The organism is Rhizobium etli CFN 42, from assembly GCF_000092045.1.
Classification (GTDB): domain Bacteria; phylum Pseudomonadota; class Alphaproteobacteria; order Rhizobiales; family Rhizobiaceae; genus Rhizobium; species Rhizobium etli.
Window position 1 is genome coordinate 3,396,320 of record NC_007761.1, and the last position, 20,184, is coordinate 3,416,503.

A 20,184-nucleotide genomic window follows, 5' to 3' on the forward strand; every position below is an offset into this window, starting at 1 on the left:
TTTCCGAAAATCGAATTCCGATTTTCGGGCTGACACGCCAACTCTTTATTTCTCGCATGTTGTTATCACGACGTGCCTTTTCCGCTCTGGCAATATTTCATCTCAGATGCGGGTTTAGACAGCTTAAGCTTGCAGCTCTTCAGGAATGGCGGAGAACGATTATCAGCCGCAGCGCTGCCGAAACCGCGCTGTCGCTCCCTCTCCCACGCTCGCCCAAGTTCGATCGAAGATCGGGCGGAGCTGCGGGTTGATCTTCTTTATCGCGGCATTGACCATGCAGCGATCGCCAAGTTTCAGCATTGTGGTGAGATCGCTATCAAGCGCAGTGTTTGCCGCGGAAAGCGTCACGCTGGTAAAATTGTTCCAGAAATAAAACCGCGACAGAATCATTCCTTGATCGTGGGGCGCGAGCACGACCGAACGCTCCATCATTTCCGCAATCGAGACCGGCTCTTCTGCGATTTTCGACTGCACAGCGGCAAGTCGAAGCCAAAAGTTGCTATTCGTCGGCATGCACGAGAGGGCATGGCGCAAATATTGACGCGCATTTGACGCGGCAGCGGCCCAAGCGTCGTAGTTGCCATTGACGTTTTGTCGATCGAGCTGCGTCAGTACGAGCGTGACGCCGGCGGCGACGATGTCAGATCGGCAATAGTGCCCTTCGATCACCTCGACAGCGCGCGCCGCATATCTGCCGGTGATATCGTTCGGGACAGTTTCGCCACGTTCTATCCTCTCGGCAACGAGCGAAATGCTGGCCGTCCTTATCGAAGCATAGAGCTGTCGGCCAGCCAGCACCGTAAAGACAACGGCGGCGATGAGGAAAACGATTCTCGTGGGCGAAACATACCGAATGCCGAGCATCAGCTTTCGGTATAGTACCGCGAATAGCGCTTATAATAATACTCACTGGAACCGAATGTCCGGTAGAGCTTCATCTGCGCTGGATCGACCTTGGTCAATATGGCGCCGACGCACTTCGAATAGAGATCCGGCTCCGACAACAGTGTCGACTGAACCACCTTCCGCGAAGTCTTGCCCCACTCGATCACGAACACGACCGCGTCGAGCTTCGGGTTAATGGCGCGTGCATCCACCACCGGAGCCAGAGGAGGCAAGTCGACGATAATGTAATCGAAACTTTGACGCGCAAGCTCGAGAAGCTGATCCATGCCGCGCGACGCAAGCAGCTCCGACGAATGCGGAACGCGATACCGTGCCACGGTCGGCAGGAATGCGAGCTTTGTTCTGGGGTCGAGGAGAATGAGATCCTTCAGCGGACGATTATCGACGATTGCTTCAAGCAAGCCGGCTTCCGCGTGGCGGCCGATGGCCCGCGTCGCTCCCGGATTTCGCATATCGCCGTCGATAAGCAGGCACCGTGCACCTTGCATGGCCAAAAGCTTGGCAAAATTGATGGCTGTTGTCGACTTACCTTCACCGGGCAAGCTCGACACCACACCGATGACTTTGCAGCGCTGGTCGGACGCACTGATATCGATCGCGATTTTCGCGCTTCGAAGCGTCTCGGCGAAAGCCGACAGCGGATGCTCCTCGACATAAGTCGTGGTCTTGCCGCCCCTGGCGATGCTTCGGGGATTCCCGGGATCGACGAGCGTCGGATCCTCGACGTTGTTCTCGATCAACGGCATGACGCCAAGAGATTCGACGTCGAGCATGTCCTTCACATCGTCACCGGTGCGGAAGAAGCGATCGCGGAATTCACGGAAAGCTCCAATGCCGCTACCGAACGCGCAACCCAGGAACATGGCGAAAGCGATGACGAGGCTTCTTTTCGGCGCGCTCGGCTTTGTCGGCGTCTCCGCAGTCGTGATGATACGTGCGGCGGTAATCGGGAAGCTCTGCTGCTGGATCGCTTCTTGATAGCGCGCCAGGAAGCTCTGATAGAGGTTCTTATAAGTATCCCGCGTCCGCTCGAGCTCGCGGAGCTGTACCTGCGTCTCGCCGGCCGTTGCGGCCACACCCGTTGCCTTATCGACGCTGTCACGCAGCGATTTTTCGCGGGATTGCGCAACCGTAAGTTCGCTCTGGTAGCTCTCGGCGATGCGATTCAGCTCGTCAAACATGAGCCGCTCATATTCGGCCATCTCAGCACGGAGCCGAACCGCCTGGACGTGGTCGGGACCAAGCCGCGCCTCGATCTCAGCCTCGAGCTTCGAAGCTTCCAGATATTTCTTGCGAAGGTCGTTTGAAATCGAGCTGTCAAGCACATCGGTCACGATCGCATCGGTCTGCTTGGCTTCGATGATCGACTTGATGCGGGTATATTTCGCCTCGGCCTGCGCCGTTTCGGCCTGAGCCTTGATCAACTGGCTGTTCAGCTCGGAAAGCTGCTGCTCGCTGAGCAAAGTGCCCGATCCTGCCTCGACAAGTCCATGCTCGCTGCGGAACTTCTGCACTGCGAGGTCGGTGTCCAGCGCCTGTTGCCGGAGTTCTTCGATACGCTCCTGCAGCCACTCGCCGGCCCGGCGGGTCGCCTCATATTTCGAATTGAGCTTATCAACCAGATAAACATCGGCGATGGCGGCGGCAATTTCTCGCGCCAGATCCGGCGACTGCGAGGTATAGCTGACGTCGAGGACGTAGGATTTGCCGACACGCTCGACATCGATATTTCCGGCGACGGTTTCCGCAGCCCATCGCCGCTTCATTTCCGCATCGGGAGCAACGGCCCCGTCATCGGCAAACCAGGAGCGAAAATTGACCAGGGATTTCAGCGTTGCGACAGAAAAAAGCGAGTTCTTTTGCGCCGTGAACACAGGATCGTCGACAAGTTTCAGCTTGTCTACGACCGCATAGGCGATCGTGTCGGACTTCAACAGCTCGACCTGACTGAGGACCGTGCCCTCGTCATCGTCCAGCTGGCCGAAAGCCGCCAGTTGATTAATCATCTGATTGTCGCTGCGGTCGATCAGCACTTTGGTCTCGGCCGTGTAGACCGGCACCGCAGTCAGGACATAGACGACACCAAGAATGGCGAAGGCGAAAGCGCACACCGCGACGATCCGCCATTGCCGGCGAACGATTGCGATCAGCTTGTCGAAATCGATGAAATCAGCTTCGTTTCCTGTATCGCGGGAAGCGTCGATACGCGGCGTAAGTTTATCTGGCGACAGCAATTTCGATCTCCAACAAAGGCGTCAAGCGCCAAGATCTACAGGCAATTCCAGCTATTGTGTGACCGGGACACTCTGACTTGTCGACTCCGTCGTGTCAGTGGACGACTGTCCTCCCCCATTCGTGCTGACAAACGTAGTGGTGGTACTAGTGGTGCTCGAAGACGAGTCGGAATCTGCGTTCGAGACTGTCAGCGTACCGGCAGTCGTCGCAGCGCCGTCGAAAGGCGTGCCATCGTCTGATCCCGGGCCGGTTTGTCCAACCTGCCCATCATTGCCGATGCCGGGTGCTGCGGCGGCAGCACTTGCGCCGGGGCCGAGCGCCGCGGTACCGCCTTCGGCCAGGACCTTTGCAAAGGCAGCGAGCAGCGGCCCGAGGTTCGGATCGGCGCTCGCCGCCTCGGCGACAGCCTTTTCGATAATCAGCTTGAATTGCGGATCTGACACCTGGCAGCTGTTTGCCGCCCGCGCGAGACCGGAGCCGATAGCCGCCATCTGTGCGGCATTCGCCTTCTTGGCCTGCTCGATCACCGGCGACAGCGCGTCATTGCTGCTTCCGACCAGCGCACGAACACGCGACGACAGAACCAAGGGATCGGACATATCGAGCAGAAGGGCGGGATTGGCCGTAAACCCGCTGACATCAACGGAAGTCAGGCTTGCGGGACCCAGGCAAGCAGCCGCAAAGGCGTTCGAAGTCATGCCGACAAAAATTGCCGCGAGAATTCCGCTATATGCAAGTTTACGATGCACACTAAACCGTGCCATAAAGGTGGCTTCCTTCATCAAATCCTCTATCGGAAACAGGCCACCGGCACCGATCGTTTGCGATCGGCGCCGGCTATTTCCCCAATCAGCGCCCGAGCTCTCGCACCGCACTACGGGTATCGCGTGCGTCGTCCGTCACGCCGGCAACAGTGGACGATACCGAGTTTACGATGTCAAGGAACTTGACCAATTCGATAGAGTCCGAATTGGAAATATAGATAATATCCTTGTCTTCCATCTTGAATTGCTGAGCGGCAAACAGGGTTGCCGGATCACGGAGATTGGCGCGGATAATCACCGGAACCGTATCGCCCGCAAACCGCGTCGTATCTACATGCATCGCCGCAAGAGTCTTCCTCGGGACAAGGCGATAGAGCAGGACCTGGGCTGGATCCGCACGGTCGTCGCGCAAGCCGCCCGCCTTCGCGATGGCCTCTCCGAGAGTCAGATCCGACTCTTCGAAATCGAACCGGCCGCTGACGCCGGCGGCGCCGAGCGCCAGGAAGGTGCGGCGCTCATGATCGACCGAGATCGTATCATCCGGCGCGACATAGATGTTCTCCGCCGGATTTTTCAACAGCGTATTGTAGGCGACGGTCGCCGTTCTGCCGCGGCGCTGCAGCGTCACATTCGTTTCGATGTTATTGGTCGTCAAACCGCCCGCGGCAGAAATAACGTCGAGAATGCGCTCACCGGCCGGACTGATCTGAACGCGCTGAGGATTGTTGACGTCACCCAGCACTGCCACCTGACTGGAGCGGTTGGTCGTCGTGGTGATAACCACCTGCGGCTCGATTGCGCGACTGGCCAGACGATCCTCGACATCCTGCTCAACGGTCTCCTTCAGACGACCGGCAGCCGGAACGCGACCCGCATAGGGGATCGTGATCGTTCCGTTTCTATCGATGGTCTGCGCCGGCAGAGAGATATAATTGCCGGGCCGGCTACCGGCGTCGGAGGGAATGAAGAGACCGCCGGACTGAGCTTCGAAAATCGCAACCTCGACGACATCGCCATAACCGAGCGGAATTTCAGGCGCACCGCCGCGCCCACCGCCAAAACCCTTGAAGGAGGTCGGCTGCGGAGAGGTGAAATAGGACAGAACGTTCTTGCTTAGATCAACCAGGGCGTAGTCGATACCGACGCGACGCTCCTTCGTTGTTACCTTTACCGCCGCCCCTCGATCGACATCTTTGTGATCTGGACCGGATCTTGGCAAGGACGTGCAGCTTGCCAATATACTCGTTAGCGCTACAACAATGGCGACGCGTGTACTACCGACAGGAAAACAACCCATAGAATAACCCGTGTTGACGCCCTTGAAGCTACTGCTCCGCAATCGGACAAATTACAAGACAATCCCTGATCAATAATTACCGAACGCCGTTTATCATTCTCTAACTGTGGCAGCCCGGCAACGCCGAGCCCTTCAGCAAACGAACGGCCTCAGCCCGGCTCTCTGACGCCGGCAAAAATCAAAAGGCTGGTCCGCTATAAAATTTCTTGCGTTTAAGAGTCAACCCGCAGCCCTGATTCAATCGGCATTTTCGAAAAACCTTCATAAATTCCATTCATTTAAACCATTAGGTGCGGACCGGTCACCCATAATGGCGATCCGTTTCGCCGTGACTGCGGCCGAGGCTGATCGCAACGACGGCGCTCAAGAATGCGGAGAAAAATACCGCGAAACCAGGGATTTGCAGCGAAAAGTCGACCGCGGCATGAAGAGTGACCAGAACCGTCGCCGCTATTCCGAGCAGAACATAGTGCCTCAGGCGCCGCCGCGCGGAGAGCCCGCGCCAGAAAACCCTCGCAAGCACTGCGAAAGCAAGAAGCGTCGCAACCGGAAACGTAACCCCCAGCCCCAGAAATCCCTCCAGATAGAAATTATGTGCGCGATCAAAAATCCCGAAGATGCCGCAGGCCGGATCGCGGTAGGCAGAAAACACGGTGCGGAAGGTTCCAAGACCCGTCCCCGTTAACCAGTGATCCGAAATGGCGCGCCATATGCCCGGCAGAATACAGAAACGATCATCATCCTCGAGCCGCCGCTCCTGCGCGCGCAAAATCGCCTGCCCTGCAAACAAGCTCAGCAACAGGACGATGAAAATGACCGCCGAGAGCAGCTTCAATACCGAGCGCCATCTCGGAGCCGGTGTTAAATATCGCCTCGAGCTGTTCCAATTGACGACAAGCCAGGGAAAATAGATGAGCGCGGCAACAAAGGTCGCGAATATTCCGGCGCGTGATCGGCTCAGCATCAACGCGGTGAAACATGCGCACAGGAGCAGAACATAGACCCACGTTCTCAAGAGCAGAAGGTTTCGACCTGGCTCGCCGGGCGGACGGGTTGAATAGGAACGGGCAATGTCCCTGACCAGCGTCAGCATGAGCAACGTTCCCAACCCGAGGAAGGTCGCAGCGGTATTGCGGTTGACGAAGACGGCCGTCAAGCTATCGAGGTAGGCGTGTTTTTCTATGACGATCAGGATGTTGGGAAACATCGAAAATTGCAGCAGGCCGAAAACGGCGATGCCCCCCGCCGCAAGCCCCAGGCTGGCCAGCACTTTCCGCGCTCGTTGATCGGTATCGCACAAGATAAGTCCGGTCAGAAAAGTCACGAAAGGCAGAGCCACCCAGAGTATCGAGGCAAGCGTGTCGGCCGGTTCGACGGAGATCGCCGCATATTGGACGCCCGCCAGATCGCGTGCAGCGCCCCAGGCGGGATTTGCCAGCCAATTGGCCGGCAGTTCGAGCGTTTGGATAAATGTCCAGCTCGTCAGCACGACGAGCAAAAGCAAGGCGATCTTGAACACCCAGCTGGTTTGTCTTGGCTCCGCAAACAGCAATACCGAAACGATGGCGAGAGCAAACATACCGATTGCGGCGAAGGCGAGGGGCAAAGGTGTGACACTTCCAAAAGGAATGAGCGTCAATATCACCAGGCCGATGAAGACAACGAGAATCGCCTCCCGCAAAACCTGCCTGTTGATGAGGTTGGATAACATTCGACTTCACTCACCAGCAGCCAAAACGAGGCAATCACAACCATTACGGTTAATATACTCGTACTAACATAAGTTGCAGATCAAGCGCTTGCGTGTTAAAGTGCAACAGAATTCCACATCGTTAAAATTGTCGCGAATGGCTTAAGCCAATCGAGACAGGACCCCGCTTATGCTCCTTCAAGCAGCAGAAACGGGACAGACGTTCTGTGCCCAATACTTGGCAGATCGCTAAATCGCCATGCCATTGACTGAGCCAAAAGGCAAGCCTGATCGCAATCGCTTGCCCTGACGGGGATTAAGAGATGAAGAGAACCTTCGTTACACTTCTGGCACTGGCTTTTGCAGCGGGGAATGCTTGCTCTGCATTCGCGGCCGGCCCCGCAGGTTTCGCCCGCGGCCTGACCAGCGGTTCGGAGGTCAGCTATATCTCCGAAAAAGGCAAGATCGTTCCGCCCTTCGCCCAGGTGCTGTTCTGCGCCCAGAACCCTGCCGAATGCCGCGACAATAACGGACTGTCGGTCATCGTACTGACGGACAAGGAAATGCTGCAGCTGAAGGATGTGAACAACACCGTCAATCGTACCATGATCGGCCGCAACGATTCCCGCAACGAACTGAACGGCGATGTCTGGAAGGTGAATGTGCGCAGCGGCGACTGCGAAGACTTTGCATTGACCAAGCGCAGCCGCCTGATGGCGATGGGCTGGTCATCGCGCGCCTTGCGGATCGCAACGGCCTTTACACCCTCCGGCGAAGGGCACGCCGTCCTCGTGGTAAGAACCGACAAGGGCGACCTGGTGCTCGACAACAGGCAAAGCAGCATCAAGAACTGGCGCGATACGGATCTGCGCTGGGACAAGATCCAATCGGGAACAGACCCGTACGTCTGGTACCGTCTGTAGCAGCCGAGGCAGCCGATAGAGCAATCCGTCTCATTTCCGGATTGAAGTCGAGCCGGCTCTCACGAACGGCTCGACTTGTCATATCGCCCACATAAACCTATGTTTTTGCTGTCGAGCGGGTGACCGGCAACGAACAGCTGCACCCTCAATGCGACTTCCGATGTGGGTATTAAGCGATCTTCGATATTGTCTTTTGGCCCAGATTGAGTATGACGAACGCCATGCTGCGACGCAGCATGACGTTCTACTCTAATGATTTGAGGGAAATATGCGCATCACGATGATTGGATCAGGCTATGTCGGCCTCGTTTCAGGCGTTTGCTTTGCGGATTTCGGCCACGACGTCATCTGCGTCGACAAGGATCTGAGCAAGATCGAGGCCCTTCGCGAGGGCCGTATTCCGATTTACGAGCCGGGTCTCGATCAACTGGTTGCTGAAAACACCAGCACTGGCCGCCTGTCGTTCTCGACGGATGTCGGCGAAAGCGTTCGTGGCGCCGACGTCGTTTTCATCGCGGTCGGTACGCCGTCCCGTCGCGGCGACGGCCATGCCGATCTCTCCTACGTCTATGCGGCTGCGCGCGAGATTGCCACCTATGTGGAGGGCTTCACCGTCATCGTCACCAAGTCGACAGTACCGGTCGGCACCGGCGACGAGGTCGAACGCATCGTGCGGGAAACCAATCCTTCGGCTGACGTCGCCGTCGTCTCCAATCCCGAATTCCTACGCGAAGGCGCAGCGATCGAGGATTTCAAACGTCCTGATCGGATCGTCGTCGGACTGAACGACGACCGGGCACGCGAGACGATGACCGAAGTCTATCGTCCGCTTTACCTCAACCAGGCTCCCCTGGTCTTCACGAGCCGCCGCACCTCCGAGCTCATCAAATATGCGGCCAACGCCTTCCTCGCCATGAAGATCACCTTCATCAACGAGATCGCCGATCTCTGCGAAAGGGTCGACGCAAACGTCCAGGACGTTTCGCGCGGCATCGGCCTCGATGGCCGTATCGGCTCCAAGTTCCTGCACGCCGGTCCGGGTTACGGCGGTTCGTGCTTCCCCAAGGATACGCTTGCCCTTGCCAAAACCGCGCAGGATTATGATGCACCGGTCCGTCTGATCGAAACGACGATCTCGATCAACGACAACCGCAAGCGGGCGATGGGCCGCAAGGTCATTTCGGCCGTCGGCGGAGACATTCGCGGCAAGAAAGTCGCCATCCTCGGACTGACCTTCAAGCCGAACACCGACGACATGCGCGACAGCCCGGCCATCGCCATCATCCAGACGCTGCAGGACGCCGGCGCCCAGGTCGTCGGCTATGATCCCGAGGGTATGGACAATGCCCGCAAGGTCATCGAGAACATCGAATATGCGAACGGCCCTTACGAAGCCGCTGCCGACGCCGATGCCCTCGTCATCGTCACCGAATGGAATCAGTTCCGCGCACTCGATTTCAATCGCTTGAAGCAGTCGATGCGCGCTCCGGTCCTGGTCGATCTGCGCAACATCTACCGCAGTGACGAGATCCGCAAACACGGCTTTACCTATACCGGGATCGGGACCAACCTTTACCAGCACGCCTGACAGCGCCTGGCAATTATGTGAACCTTCTCACGCCGCGGGCACAATCCCGCGGCGTCTGTTTTTTTGAAGCGTGCGCCACGCTCTCTTCGCCCAGCGCATCGGCTTAAAGATCGGAATCGATTTTCGGAAAGCACGACACGTGGATTTAGAGGGCAACGCGTCCTTTGAGCGTCCGAAGGCTCTAAAGCAGCCCTACCCGTGTCCCCTTGATCGTCAGTACGGTCAGCCGGCCCGTCGCTGAAACCGCGGTGTCGATGCCGATGCGTTGCGGACCGAATGTCGGGGCTCGCCCCGGAGTATGCCCGTGGATCACGAGGACAGGAAGCTGCGGTCCCTCGTCCAGGAAGGGCTGCCGGATCCACATGAGGTCGCTGTCTTTTTGTTTCTTAAGATCGATGCCGGGTCTGACGCCTGCATGCACAAACACCACCCTGCCCATGCGCAGCATGATCGGCAGCGACTCCAGGAACTGGATATGCCGCTCGGGTATCATATTGCGAATGACGCGGGCGATCGTTTCAGTTCCCGCCGCCGACTGCAGGAGATGCTCGATATCGATGCCATATGAGTGCAGCGTCTCCGTCCCCGCGAAACCCAGCCATTCGAGAATGCCCGCCGGTTTGCGATAGAGCTTCACCAACTCAGCATCGTGATTGCCGCAAAGAACCAGACGCTGAAATCCTGGCGGCGGGTTCTTGCTCAGGAACTCCAGAACCGCGCTCGAATCGGGTCCACGATCGACATAATCGCCGAGCATGACAATGAGTTTCGGCCCTTGAATGCGTGCTGCGTCCTCCTCGATGCGGCGATGTACGTCGACGAGTTCGTCGTAACATCCGTGAACATCGCTCATGGCGTAGACCGCAGCGAAGTCGCCTTCGGCAAAGGTCAGCCGAGCGCGCTGCTTACGATTGCCGGCCAGTATCGGTATCTGTTGTCGCCACCGTCCTAGATAATTAGACATGTAACCCATTTATGAGACCCGACCGCGTGGCGGGTTGATCGATTTCCCATCTATCGCTGCAATGGCATGCAGCTCAGTGTTCATAAGAAGTTGGCCTGATCGCGGCGTCGACAATGTAGCCGCAACCTCTTGCCAAATTCGGAACGACATGATCCTTCGCCGTTTGCTGAACCGCTCGCGCCAGGCTCGCCTGCGCGGTCGCGACAGAACGCTGCGCTCCCAACACATCAAGCAACGGGGACTGTCCATCCTTGTAGCTCGCGATTGAAAGCGCAAGAGTCTCCTGCATGATCTTCCCCTGGGTGCGAAGTGCCGCAGCTCACCAGCGATAGCAAAACGGCTGCCGCGGAAATCGGCGTTCTGTACCTATCCATAGTTGAGAAGACATCGCGATTAATAACAGGTTGTATTTTAGTACATGATGCTTAACCTCTGGTTAAGCTTATGTCTACGGGATCGATTCTTTCACGTTCGGCTGTGTCATCCAGTATTTCCATGCCTGGAAGAACTCGAAACGATTGACTTTCCACAGGTGAGGCCTTCGAAAAAGCTGCATATATCAACTATAGCGAGAGGCTCCTGGAAAAAATGAACGTTAAAGCAGATCACGCTTGACGGCCCTGCGACGCCGCATAAATATGGTGCGCTGCGAGCGTGAATGACAATTCTTGACCAGTAATCTCAGATCCAAAACTGCGGGGTGCAAAGTGGAAACTGCGGTTGATTCGAAACTTATCGAGGCGATCAGCTACGACGAAGACAGCCGGCATCTACGGGTCTATCTGACCAACGGTCAGAGACGAGAATATGAAGGTGTCCCCAAAGGCGTCGTCGTCGGTTTGACGATGGCAGAATCACCGGGGAATTTTTACATGAAGGCAATAAGGGGCAAATATCCTCATCGCCCCTAAAGCACGTTGCGCAAACTGTGCTGCGGTTTGCGGCAACGACCTGTAATCGGGGACTTAAAGCGCAAGGAGCGAATCTGAAAGATCGCGACGCGCTATGGATAATGTCGATCAACGACGAGATGATCATCGTTGCAACGATGCGGGGCCGGCATTCGCCGGCCCCGCTTGCTGTCTTGGCCACTGTGCTGGCACAGGTCAATAGCCGCCGAGGAAGTCGCCAACCGCATTGATCTCCGATGGCGCGATCTCGTGCCCACCGGCATGCCAGACCGTCCTGACCTCCGCGCCCCGGCCCTCCAGGTGCGCAGACAGCGCCTGGGTCATCGCGATCGGAGCGATCGGATCCCGCTGCCCGGCTGTCACCAACACCTTTCTTCCCGCGAGCGTCGAGCGAGCCTCGGGCTGAAACGGAATGAGCGGATGCATCAGAACCGCCGCGTCGAAGATGCCCTTTTCGATCAGCACATTGGCAAGAATATTTGCGCCGTTCGAGAAACCCAGGCCGAGAATGTGAGAAGCCCGATATTCGTCGGCAAATGCCTTGACAAAGGCCGCCATCTTCTCCGTCGCGCGTGAAAGGTCGGACATGTCGTAGACCCCTTCCCCGGTGCGGCGGAAGAACCGCGCCGCGCCATATTCGAAAACATCGCCGCGCGGCGAAAGAATCGTTGCTTCCGGCAACAGCCGCCGGCCAAGATCGAAGAACTGGTTTTCGTCGCCGCCGGTGCCGTGCAGGACGAGCAGAATAGGTTTGTCAGGTGCACCGGCATGCAGCCGGTGCACATATCCTGTTTCGGTCATCTCGCCCTCCTTACGCTTCGAGCGGCTGCAGATGCTGCTCGAGCAAGGCGCGAAGATGAGCGTGCTGCTGCGGCAGCTTCAGCGCTTCGCCGAGATGAGCCGTATCCTCGTCACGGTCGAAGCCGGGCTCATTGGTCGCGACCTCGAACAAAACACCGCCCGGCGTGCGGAAATAGATCGCCCAGAAATAATCCCGGTCGATGACAGGCGTGACCTGATAGCCGGTATCCATCAGCGCCTTGCGCACTTCGAGCTGCTTTTCGCGATTTTCGACGGCAAAGGCGACATGGTGGACGGAGCCGGCGCCGGGAAGCGCGCGGGCAATGTTCGGCATGGTTTCAAGATCGATGAGGTGCGCGCCGTTGCCGCCGGGCCTGATCAGGCGCTTGACCCCCTCCTTTTCCTCGGCGACTTCGTAGCCCATGAACTTCAGCAGTTCAGCGGTGGCGCCTTCATCCCTCAGCCGCAAGGCAACGGAGTGGAAGCCGCGAATAGCGTGATCCTCGCTGATGCCGCCATGCGTCCACGGCTCGCGGTCATCGTCCTTGACCTCGACGAGCGCGAAGCCATCGCCATCCGGGCCGGAGAAGTTCAGACGCTTTTCGCCGAAGCTTTCCTCCGCCTTCAGGCCGGCGACGCCGAGTGCGGCAAAGCGATCGTTCCAGAAGCCCAGCGAGTCCTGCGGAACGGAAAATACCGTGGTGCCGACCTCCCCGGTCCCGGGCCGGCCCTGCGCCATCTTCGGGAACGGGAAATAGGTCATGATCGTGCCGGGCGCACCGGTCTCATCACCATAGTAGAGGTGGTAGACATCAGGCGCATCGAAATTGACGGTCTTTTTGACGCGACGCAGGCCGAGCGCATGGGTGAAAAACTGATTGTTGGTGCGGGCGTCCTCCGCCATCGACGTGACGTGGTGCAGACCCTTGATCTGATCGAGCATATGAGACCCCTTTCTTGCCCGCCGTTCGCGGGCTTTTGATGGATCATAAATGCGCCTCACCCGGCCTCCGGAATAGACCCTGAGACCAAAACGCATTGTCTATCATTAGTGAACGAAGATGGGGCCGCGTTCACTTCAGCCGCCGTGAGGATCTGCCGGTAATTGCCAGTCGATCGGCGGCCGCCCGCGGGACTGGAGGAAGGCATTCGCCTTGGAAAAATGTTTGCAGCCAAAGAAGCCGTTATGGGCCGAAAGCGGCGAGGGATGCGGCGCCTTGAGCACCAGATGCCGCGCCGTATCGACAAATGCGGCCTTGCGCTGGGCATAGGAGCCCCAGAGCATGAAGACGACGGATTCGCATTCGTCATTGACTTTGCCGATAATCGCATCAGTGAAGCGCTCCCACCCCTTGCCCTGATGGGCGGCCGCTTGCCCTTCCTCGACCGTCAGCACGCTGTTCAGCAGGAGCACGCCCTGCCTTGCCCAATGTTCGAGAAAACCATGGCGCGCTGGCGCTATGCCGAGATCCGTCTCCATCTCCTTGTAGATATTGACGAGCGAGGGTGGTATGCGCACGCCAGGTCGGACGCTGAAGCATAGTCCATGCGCCTGCCCAAGCCCGTGATAGGGATCCTGTCCGAGGATGACGGCCTTGACGTTGGCAATCGGGGTCAGATCGAGAGCGCGGAAATATTCGCTGCCCTTCGGGAAGATCCGCTTGCCCACTCGTTTCTGCGCGACGAGGAAGGATTTGAGTTGTTGCATATAGGGGCTTGAAAACTCCCCCGCCAGCGCGGCCTTCCAGCTCTCATCGAGACTGACGGATGTATCGCTCATCAGGAACCCTTCGGCATGGACGAAACAATGGACACACGGTTCTAACAAAATCGATCTACGCTGCAATGCCTGTCGGCAATGGGTCTACGTCTTTAGGATCGGCGAGAGAAGACTGCGAGAGGCTGTCCGAGGCATCGTCGTTCGTGTTTAACTATATGACGGCTTCGGTATTTACGCCGGCAGGCGGCCTGAGTAGAACCTTGATTGTAAACTGGAGACACCTCTTCAAATGAAATTCGGCACGAGCGGCCTTCGCGGACTTTCAGTGGATCTCAAGGGTCGCGCCTCGGCTCTCTACGCGATGGCGTTCGGCAAATATCTGCTGAAAAGCGGCAAGGCACAGACCGGCGACGTCATTTTGATCGGCCGCGACTTTCGCGATTCCAGCCCCGAAATCTCGGGCAATTGCGCTGGCGCGCTTGCCGCGCTCGGCTTCCGCATTTTCGACTGCGGCAATGTCCCGACGCCAGCCCTTGCTCTTTATGGTCTTGAAAGCAAGGCCGCATGCCTGATGATAACCGGCTCTCATATTCCGGCGGACCGCAACGGCATCAAGTTCTACCGTCCGGACGGCGAGATCGACAAATCGGACGAGGCTGCGATTACCGCCTTGGCCGCCGAAATCGAGAAAAGCGGCGAAGCGGTGAACCAGGCGCCAGCGGCGATGGAAGATCGTGAGGCGATCTGTCGACAGCTCTTTTTCGAACGCAATACGGCCCTGCTTCCGCAAGGCGCGCTGTCCGGCCTGAAGATCGGCGTCTACCAGCACAGCACCGTCGCCCGTGATCTCCTGGTCGACGTGCTTGCCCATTATGGCGCTGAGGTCACCGTTCTTGGGCGTTCGGAAAGCTTCATTCCGGTCGATACAGAAGCCGTTTCCGAGGAAACCATCACGCTGATGAAGCGCTGGGTCTCCGATAACAGCTTCGATACAATCGTCTCGACCGATGGCGACGGCGACCGCCCGCTGGTCGCCGACGAAACCGGCACGCCACTGCGCGGCGATCTTCTCGGTCTGGTGGCAGCCAATTTCCTTGGAGCCGGCACGGTGGTGACACCGGTGACCTCCAATTCCGGTATCGAGGCAGCAGGCTCCTTTGCCGTCACGCGCACCCGCGTCGGCTCGCCCTTCGTCATAACAGGCATGGAAGAAGCCGTCGCCGCTGGGCGAGATCACGTGATGGGCTTCGAGGCCAATGGCGGGCTGCTGACCGCAACCCCCTTCGTTATCAACGGCAGAACCGTGCGTGCCCTGCCGACGCGCGATTGCTTCGTCCCGATGCTGGCGATTCTGTCGCAGGCCGCCACACGTCGGCAGCCGCTCTCTGTCATCGCTGCCTCCTATCGTTTGCCCTTTGCCGCCGCCGACCGCCTGGAAAATTTCGCGGTCGAGACCAGTGCGGCGCTGATGGGATATCTGCGCGCCTCGGATGAAAATCTCTCCGCTTTCCTGCGGCCGGTCGGCGAGGTGGCGGCGAAATCCGACATAGACGGCCTTCGGGTGACGCTCGGAGATGGCGGGATCATCCATTTCCGCCCGTCCGGCAACGCGCCGGAAATGCGCTGCTACGTCGAGGCCGGAAGCGAAACTGCGGCTCTGACCCTGCTGCAGGCAGGGCTCAATCGAATTAGAGACTGGGCAGGCGCCCGATAATCATGCGACGAAAACGTATTTCAAGGAACCCGCCTATGACGCAGAAAATCGTTCCCGTGATCATGGCCGGCGGCAAAGGCACCCGGCTCTGGCCGCTTTCCCGTGCCACCGCGCCGAAACAATTCATCCAGTTCGTCGGCAACAAGACTCTGTTCCAGGACACCCTCGAACGCGTTTCCGACCCGGCGCTCTATGAAGCCCCGATCGTTGTCACCAACGAGGAGTTCCGCTTCCTGGTCGCCGAGCAGGCCCGCGCACTTGCCATTCCGCTCGCCGCCGTGCTGCTCGAGCCCGTTGCCCGCAACACCGCCGCAGCGGTCGCCGCCGCCGCGACGCTCGCCGCCGAGCTCTTCGGCAAGGACACGATCATCCAGATGCTCGCCTCGGATCACGAGATCCTTGCCGACAAAAGCTATTTCGATTGCATCCGCATCGCCCGCGATGCGGCCGCTGCTGGCAAGCTCGTCACCTTCGGCATTAATCCCACCGAGCCCGCGACAGGGTACGGCTATATCGAAATCGGCGAAGCGCTCGGAAACGGCGCCCACAAGGTCAGCCGCTTCGTGGAAAAGCCGGCCTTGGACAAGGCCGAGCAGATGCTGGCCGATGGCGGCTTCTATTGGAACTCGGGCATCTTCATGTTTCCGGTGACAGAGCTGATTGCCGAACTTCAGGAATATGCGCCCGACGTACTGAAGGCGGCAGGCAAGGCTGTTTCCAAGGCAAGCCGCGATCTCGACTTCACCCGCCTCGATGCCGATCATTTCGCCAAAAGCCCTGATATCTCCATCGACTATGCGATCATGGAGAAGACCTCGAAGGCCGCCGTTGTCCCCTCGCCATTCAAGTGGTCCGATATGGGAAGCTGGGATGCGGTCTGGAAATCCGGCGTCCGCGACGACAACGGCAATGTCGCGGCCGCAAACACGACCGTCGTCAATACCCGCAACTCGCTCGTCATGACCCACGGCGTGCACCTTGCCGTCCAGGGCATGGACGACGTCGCCGTCATCGCCAGCGAGGACGCCGTCTATGTCGGTCCGCTCAAGGACAGCCAGAATGTTGGGCAGCTGGTCAAGATGCTGGCCTCTGCTTCCGCCACGGCGAAATTCACCGAAACGCATCCGACATCGTACCGACCGTGGGGCGGCTATACCTCCATCTTCAACGGCGACCGCTTTCAGGTGAAGCGCATCTTCGTCACGCCGGGCAAGAAACTTTCGCTGCAAAAACACCATCATCGCTCCGAGCACTGGGTTGTCGTAAAGGGAACCGCCGAGGTGACGATCGGCGACAACGTGCAGATGCTGCGCGAGAACGAAAGCGTCTATATCCCGCTCGGCGAAGTTCATCGTCTCGCCAACCCCGGCAAGATCGTTCTCGAGCTCATCGAGGTTCAGACGGGCTCCTATCTCGGCGAGGATGATATCATCCGCATCGTCGACGAATTCGGAAGAACGTAAGCCAAGCGCCAGAACGACCGGCGGGCCAGATCAGCCTGCCGGCGCCTCCGGCATGACCACCATCCCTGTTGAATTCCCTTGCTGGATTCTCGTAGAATGAATGAGCCGACAGACCTGACAGGAGATGTCCTCTGATGCGTACCCTGCCCGCCCTCGCCGGATTTTTTTCAATCCTGCTGCCGGCCATCGCCTTTGCCCAAACGGCGACCATGCGCGCCGCAAGCGAGGCGGAAATCCGCCAGCATCTGCCCGGCACGTCGGAGCTGAAAGAAGGCAGCAACGGCTATGAATATCGCGAGGGCAGCAAGAATGGCTACAAGATCAACAATGGCGAGGTCTGTGTCCGATTTCCCGACAAGTCGACCGACTGCGTCAACGTGAAGACTGACGGCAAGAATTTTCAGATGATCGACCGCAAGGGCGGCCGAACCAGATTCTGATTTCGGCCCGGCTTGTCTTGCCTGTTTGGCTTGTCTTGCCTGTTTATTGTGCCGGCGCCGTCTCGCCGCTCTTATCGACAACGAATTCGGCGATCAGGCCTGAATGGTTGGAGCCGAGATTGTCGTCGAGGCGTTTCAACGAGGTCAGATGAAGCGGCGCGCGCGCGAATATGTGATCGATGGCGATACCGAACCGGCCGGCGGCGATCGGCCATGTCGCCGGTTCGGGCGCCATAGTCTTCAGCTTCTGCTCGCGCAGGAGAGCCTGAATGCTGGGGGCGATCGACGACGAATTGAAATCGCCGGACAGCACCAGCGGACCTGAGCTCGCATCAAGCGCTTTGCTGAGATCGTCCAACTCTTTCATCTGGTAATCGTCGAAATAGGGTTTGGTCAGATGGGCCGATACGAGATTGACGGTTTGCCCGCCGAAATCGACGCTCGCTGCGACCAGCCTGTCTTTCCGCAAGCTGCCGATGCTCGTGACCTGGCGGGTTACGAACGGGCGTTTGGACAGCACCAGCGTATCGCAGCTGTCTTTGCCGTTGTCGCAGCCGATATGATACGGATAGACCTTGAACAATCGCTGCAGATGGAACGTCAGCGGCTTGGCTTCGAGCAGATTGACGACATCGGCGTTCGAAGCGATCACCGTATCCGCGATGGCGGTCGAATTTTTCCAGTTATCGATCGCAACGTTGAACGTCATCAGACGAAAAAGCGGCGCCGTTCCCGCACCCCTGTCGTCCTCCGCAAATTCACGTAGCATGATAACGCCGTGCGCCGTGAGGAGCAGCGAGACAAGCAGAAGGACAAAGCCGTAAGCATGTCTTCTGACAGCCAGGATGAGGAGGCTGGCGGCGGCGAATGTGAGGCCGAGATGGATCTGAAAACTGTAAATGAAGGAGAGTAGCCAGAAGTTCGTGAGATAGCGCAGCGACACGACCGCAAGGGCCAGGGTCAGAAACGCAGAGAGAATCCAATAGACTATGTTTCTCATCAATCCCTGGTTCCGCCTGAACGGGATGTCGTCCGAAAATCGCTCAATCTTTTCGGCATCGTGCTCAGGACGACCCGCCGCCCATAACATGCAAGCTGTTATGGTGCAATGCAGCATAATGTCCGGAGACGATGACAGCGGCCTCGCATCAGCTGCTATCTTTCAAACGCCTATCGACTCGGCCTCTTTTTATCCTGTAAGTGGGTGCCATTTACGGAATCGGCTTTTGCCGTCGGCAGGGAGCCGAGAAAAAGGTGGGAATGCGCTACTTCATTACAGGCACTGCCGGCTTTATCGGTTTTCATCTGGCCAGGCGCCTGCTGCAGGAAGGGCATGAGGTGACGGGCTTCGACGGCCTCACTCCTTATTACAATGTCAAGCTCAAAGAGATGCGGCACGCGGCACTCTCTCAGTTTCCGGCCTTCCGACCTGTCATATCAATGCTTGAGGACCGGCCGGCACTGGAGGCGGCAGTCTCCGCGGCCGCGCCTGACATCCTGATCCATCTCGCCGCGCAAGCCGGAGTCCGCTACAGCCTGGAAAATCCTGAAGCGTATATACATTCGAACGTCGAAGGCTCGTGGAACATCATGGAAATCGCCCGGCGGGTTGAAGTCCGCCATCTGATGCTGGCCTCGACATCATCGATCTATGGCGCCAACGCGACTGTCCCCTTCCGCGAGACCGATCGCGCCGACGAGCCGCTGACCATCTATGCCGCGACGAAGAAATCGATGGAATTGATGGCGCACAGCTATGCCCATCTCCACAAGATTCCGACGACGGCCTTCCGTTTCTTCACCGTCTATGGCCCATGGGGCCGGCCCGATATGGCGCTGTTCAAATTCGCCAAGAACATGCTCGAAGGCCAGCCGATCGAGATCTACGGCGAAGGCAATATGAGCCGCGACTTCACCTATATCGACGACCTCATCGAAGCGATCGTCAGGTTGTCGGCAATTGCCCCGAGCGAGGAAAATCGCCTCGGTGACGCTGGGATCGAAACGCTTTCGCGCCAGGCGCCCTTCCGCGTCGTCAATATCGGCGGCGGTCAGCCCGTCAGCCTGATGGATTTCGTGGAGACGGTGGAAAAAGCGCTCGGCCGTCGTGCTATTCGCAAGATGCTGGCAATGCAGAAGGGTGACGTGCCGCGCACCTTCGCGGCTCCCGATCTTCTCGTGGCACTGACGGGATACAAGCCAGACACGACACTGGATGTCGGCGTCGAGGCCTTCGTCGACTGGTATATCGATGTGCGTCGCGAACTGGATGCCTGAAGCGCGTTGCTAGAGCGGTTCAGCTTTCCACGGAAGCGCAGAACCGCTCTAACCTTTTGTACGCAATTCCCTTCGCGCTTTGCCTGGAATTGCTCTAGCGGAGAAGCGTGACTGCCTCCACAGCACCGACCGCCGTCGTGAATACATAGCCGATGGCAAAGCTCAGGCTCTGCGAACAGGCCTTGAGCTGATAACCCCGACCCTCGACGGCAGCTGGGCCGCGCATAACGAGGGGAACGCTCGGCCGCATGAAACCGGCGCGTGTCGTCAAGGGAATTTCAGGCGAATGGCCGATGGCGGAAGTGTAGATCAGGTCGCGCGCGAGGCTCGCAGGCCCGATGGCGAAGGCCGGGCCAGCCGCGGCAATGCTAAAGGTGAGGGTGATGGCGGCAAGAGTTTTCTGCATGTCGAATTCCCCGTTTTCGGATCGGCGGGCTTTCGCCCGGCTCCAAGCGATCGATGCGTCTGTCCACGCTTCGGCCGCCTTCATG

General features: G+C 58.2%; 18 protein-coding genes and 1 pseudogene. 7 read left to right on the plus strand and 12 right to left on the minus strand.

The genetic code is table 11. The annotated features are described in order from the left end of the window. Positions 1 to 162: 162 nt before the first annotated feature. The 5 genes from RHE_RS16535 to RHE_RS16555 all read right to left on the minus strand — a co-directional run bounded on the left by RHE_RS16535 (position 163) and on the right by RHE_RS16555 (position 6,913). Positions 163 to 864: a hypothetical protein gene (locus tag RHE_RS16535; RefSeq protein WP_011426466.1), complete on the minus strand. Its 702-nt coding sequence runs from the start codon at positions 862 to 864 to the stop codon at positions 163 to 165. Beyond that, complete coding sequence (locus tag RHE_RS16540; RefSeq protein ID WP_011426467.1) at positions 864 to 3,140, minus strand: polysaccharide biosynthesis tyrosine autokinase; 2,277 nt, start codon at positions 3,138 to 3,140, stop codon at positions 864 to 866. The genes RHE_RS16535 and RHE_RS16540 overlap by 1 nt, the downstream gene beginning before the upstream one ends. A gap of 51 nt (positions 3,141 to 3,191) precedes the next feature. After that, a complete protein-coding gene (locus RHE_RS16545; RefSeq protein WP_011426468.1) occupies positions 3,192 to 3,905 on the minus strand; it encodes a hypothetical protein in 714 nt (237 codons plus the stop codon). Between the two features lie 85 nt (positions 3,906 to 3,990). After that, positions 3,991 to 5,202: a polysaccharide biosynthesis/export family protein gene (locus tag RHE_RS16550; protein ID WP_011426469.1), complete on the minus strand. Its 1,212-nt coding sequence runs from the start codon at positions 5,200 to 5,202 to the stop codon at positions 3,991 to 3,993. Positions 5,203 to 5,503: 301 nt separating this feature from the next. Next, positions 5,504 to 6,913, minus strand: coding sequence for an O-antigen ligase family protein (locus RHE_RS16555; protein ID WP_011426470.1), 1,410 nt, complete (start codon positions 6,911 to 6,913; stop codon positions 5,504 to 5,506). A gap of 302 nt (positions 6,914 to 7,215) precedes the next feature. On the opposite strand from RHE_RS16555, the gene RHE_RS16560 reads away from it, so the two are divergent. Beyond that, the gene (locus RHE_RS16560; RefSeq protein WP_011426471.1) at positions 7,216 to 7,815 is read left to right on the plus strand and encodes a transglutaminase-like cysteine peptidase; all 600 of its coding nucleotides are present in this window, start codon (positions 7,216 to 7,218) and stop codon (positions 7,813 to 7,815) included. 268 nt (positions 7,816 to 8,083) lie between these two features. After that, positions 8,084 to 9,403: a UDP-glucose dehydrogenase family protein gene (locus RHE_RS16565; RefSeq protein WP_020922045.1), complete on the plus strand. Its 1,320-nt coding sequence runs from the start codon at positions 8,084 to 8,086 to the stop codon at positions 9,401 to 9,403. 181 nt (positions 9,404 to 9,584) lie between these two features. On the opposite strand, the gene RHE_RS16570 is transcribed toward RHE_RS16565, so the two are convergent. Both RHE_RS16570 and RHE_RS16575 read right to left on the minus strand, forming a co-directional pair. Beyond that, complete coding sequence (locus RHE_RS16570; RefSeq protein WP_042118932.1) at positions 9,585 to 10,376, minus strand: metallophosphoesterase; 792 nt, start codon at positions 10,374 to 10,376, stop codon at positions 9,585 to 9,587. 64 nt (positions 10,377 to 10,440) lie between these two features. Then, positions 10,441 to 10,683: pseudogene (locus RHE_RS16575) on the minus strand (efflux transporter outer membrane subunit); the annotation flags it as partial. A 352-nt stretch (positions 10,684 to 11,035) separates the two neighbouring features. Between RHE_RS16575 and RHE_RS31815 the strand changes: the two are divergent. After that, positions 11,036 to 11,278, plus strand: coding sequence for a KTSC domain-containing protein (locus tag RHE_RS31815; RefSeq protein ID WP_073990393.1), 243 nt, complete (start codon positions 11,036 to 11,038; stop codon positions 11,276 to 11,278). Between the two features lie 195 nt (positions 11,279 to 11,473). Here RHE_RS31815 and RHE_RS16580 read toward each other — a convergent pair whose 3' ends face one another. The 3 genes from RHE_RS16580 to ung all read right to left on the minus strand — a co-directional run bounded on the left by RHE_RS16580 (position 11,474) and on the right by ung (position 13,859). Then, on the minus strand, positions 11,474 to 12,079 hold the full coding sequence (locus RHE_RS16580) for an alpha/beta hydrolase (protein ID WP_011426474.1): 606 nt from the start codon (positions 12,077 to 12,079) through the stop codon (positions 11,474 to 11,476). Between the two features lie 10 nt (positions 12,080 to 12,089). After that, on the minus strand, positions 12,090 to 13,022 hold the full coding sequence (locus RHE_RS16585; protein ID WP_011426475.1) for a VOC family protein: 933 nt from the start codon (positions 13,020 to 13,022) through the stop codon (positions 12,090 to 12,092). A 135-nt stretch (positions 13,023 to 13,157) separates the two neighbouring features. Further along, positions 13,158 to 13,859 carry a uracil-DNA glycosylase gene (gene ung, locus RHE_RS16590; protein ID WP_020922049.1) on the minus strand — a complete coding sequence of 234 codons (702 nt, stop codon included), beginning with the start codon at positions 13,857 to 13,859 and terminating at the stop codon, positions 13,158 to 13,160. Positions 13,860 to 14,088: 229 nt separating this feature from the next. Between ung and RHE_RS16595 the strand changes: the two genes are divergently transcribed. The 3 genes from RHE_RS16595 (at position 14,089) to RHE_RS16605 (ending at position 17,416) form a co-directional block, all read left to right on the plus strand. Beyond that, entirely contained in the window at positions 14,089 to 15,513 is a 1,425-nt protein-coding gene (locus RHE_RS16595) for a phosphomannomutase (RefSeq protein WP_011426477.1), read from the plus strand. A 35-nt stretch (positions 15,514 to 15,548) separates the two neighbouring features. Further along, positions 15,549 to 16,976, plus strand: a complete 1,428-nt coding sequence (locus tag RHE_RS16600) for a mannose-1-phosphate guanylyltransferase/mannose-6-phosphate isomerase (protein WP_020922051.1) — start codon at positions 15,549 to 15,551, stop codon at positions 16,974 to 16,976. A 134-nt stretch (positions 16,977 to 17,110) separates the two neighbouring features. After that, positions 17,111 to 17,416: a hypothetical protein gene (locus tag RHE_RS16605; RefSeq protein ID WP_011426479.1), complete on the plus strand. Its 306-nt coding sequence runs from the start codon at positions 17,111 to 17,113 to the stop codon at positions 17,414 to 17,416. 43 nt (positions 17,417 to 17,459) lie between these two features. On the opposite strand, the gene RHE_RS16610 is transcribed toward RHE_RS16605, so the two are convergent. Further along, a complete protein-coding gene (locus RHE_RS16610; RefSeq protein WP_011426480.1) occupies positions 17,460 to 18,416 on the minus strand; it encodes an endonuclease/exonuclease/phosphatase family protein in 957 nt (318 codons plus the stop codon). 260 nt (positions 18,417 to 18,676) lie between these two features. Here RHE_RS16610 and RHE_RS16615 point away from each other — a divergent pair, with 260 nt between their 5' ends. Then, positions 18,677 to 19,693, plus strand: coding sequence for an NAD-dependent epimerase/dehydratase family protein (locus tag RHE_RS16615; RefSeq protein WP_011426481.1), 1,017 nt, complete (start codon positions 18,677 to 18,679; stop codon positions 19,691 to 19,693). A 94-nt stretch (positions 19,694 to 19,787) separates the two neighbouring features. Here the strand turns inward: RHE_RS16615 and RHE_RS16620 are convergent, their stop codons facing one another. Then, complete coding sequence (locus RHE_RS16620) at positions 19,788 to 20,099, minus strand: hypothetical protein (RefSeq protein ID WP_042119312.1); 312 nt, start codon at positions 20,097 to 20,099, stop codon at positions 19,788 to 19,790. Between the last annotated feature and the right edge of the window lie 85 nt (positions 20,100 to 20,184).

What these genes read in the sequence shown, in the direction of transcription:
- RHE_RS16535 (WP_011426466.1), bottom strand. Translation starts at nt 864, where the DNA reads ATGCTCGGCATTCGGTATGTTTCGCCCACGAGAATCGTTTTCCTCATC.
- RHE_RS16545 (WP_011426468.1), bottom strand. Translation starts at nt 3,905, where the DNA reads ATGGCACGGTTTAGTGTGCATCGTAAACTTGCATATAGCGGAATTCTC.
- RHE_RS16550 (WP_011426469.1), bottom strand. Translation starts at nt 5,202, where the DNA reads ATGGGTTGTTTTCCTGTCGGTAGTACACGCGTCGCCATTGTTGTAGCG.
- RHE_RS16555 (WP_011426470.1), bottom strand. Translation starts at nt 6,913, where the DNA reads ATGTTATCCAACCTCATCAACAGGCAGGTTTTGCGGGAGGCGATTCTC.
- RHE_RS16560 (WP_011426471.1), top strand. Translation starts at nt 7,216, where the DNA reads ATGAAGAGAACCTTCGTTACACTTCTGGCACTGGCTTTTGCAGCGGGG.
- RHE_RS16565 (WP_020922045.1), top strand. Translation starts at nt 8,084, where the DNA reads ATGCGCATCACGATGATTGGATCAGGCTATGTCGGCCTCGTTTCAGGC.
- RHE_RS16570 (WP_042118932.1), bottom strand. Translation starts at nt 10,376, where the DNA reads ATGGGTTACATGTCTAATTATCTAGGACGGTGGCGACAACAGATACCG.
- RHE_RS16580 (WP_011426474.1), bottom strand. Translation starts at nt 12,079, where the DNA reads ATGACCGAAACAGGATATGTGCACCGGCTGCATGCCGGTGCACCTGAC.
- RHE_RS16585 (WP_011426475.1), bottom strand. Translation starts at nt 13,022, where the DNA reads ATGCTCGATCAGATCAAGGGTCTGCACCACGTCACGTCGATGGCGGAG.
- ung (WP_020922049.1), bottom strand. Translation starts at nt 13,859, where the DNA reads ATGAGCGATACATCCGTCAGTCTCGATGAGAGCTGGAAGGCCGCGCTG.
- RHE_RS16595 (WP_011426477.1), top strand. Translation starts at nt 14,089, where the DNA reads ATGAAATTCGGCACGAGCGGCCTTCGCGGACTTTCAGTGGATCTCAAG.
- RHE_RS16600 (WP_020922051.1), top strand. Translation starts at nt 15,549, where the DNA reads ATGACGCAGAAAATCGTTCCCGTGATCATGGCCGGCGGCAAAGGCACC.
- RHE_RS16605 (WP_011426479.1), top strand. Translation starts at nt 17,111, where the DNA reads ATGCGTACCCTGCCCGCCCTCGCCGGATTTTTTTCAATCCTGCTGCCG.
- RHE_RS16610 (WP_011426480.1), bottom strand. Translation starts at nt 18,416, where the DNA reads ATGAGAAACATAGTCTATTGGATTCTCTCTGCGTTTCTGACCCTGGCC.
- RHE_RS16615 (WP_011426481.1), top strand. Translation starts at nt 18,677, where the DNA reads ATGCGCTACTTCATTACAGGCACTGCCGGCTTTATCGGTTTTCATCTG.
- RHE_RS16620 (WP_042119312.1), bottom strand. Translation starts at nt 20,099, where the DNA reads ATGCAGAAAACTCTTGCCGCCATCACCCTCACCTTTAGCATTGCCGCG.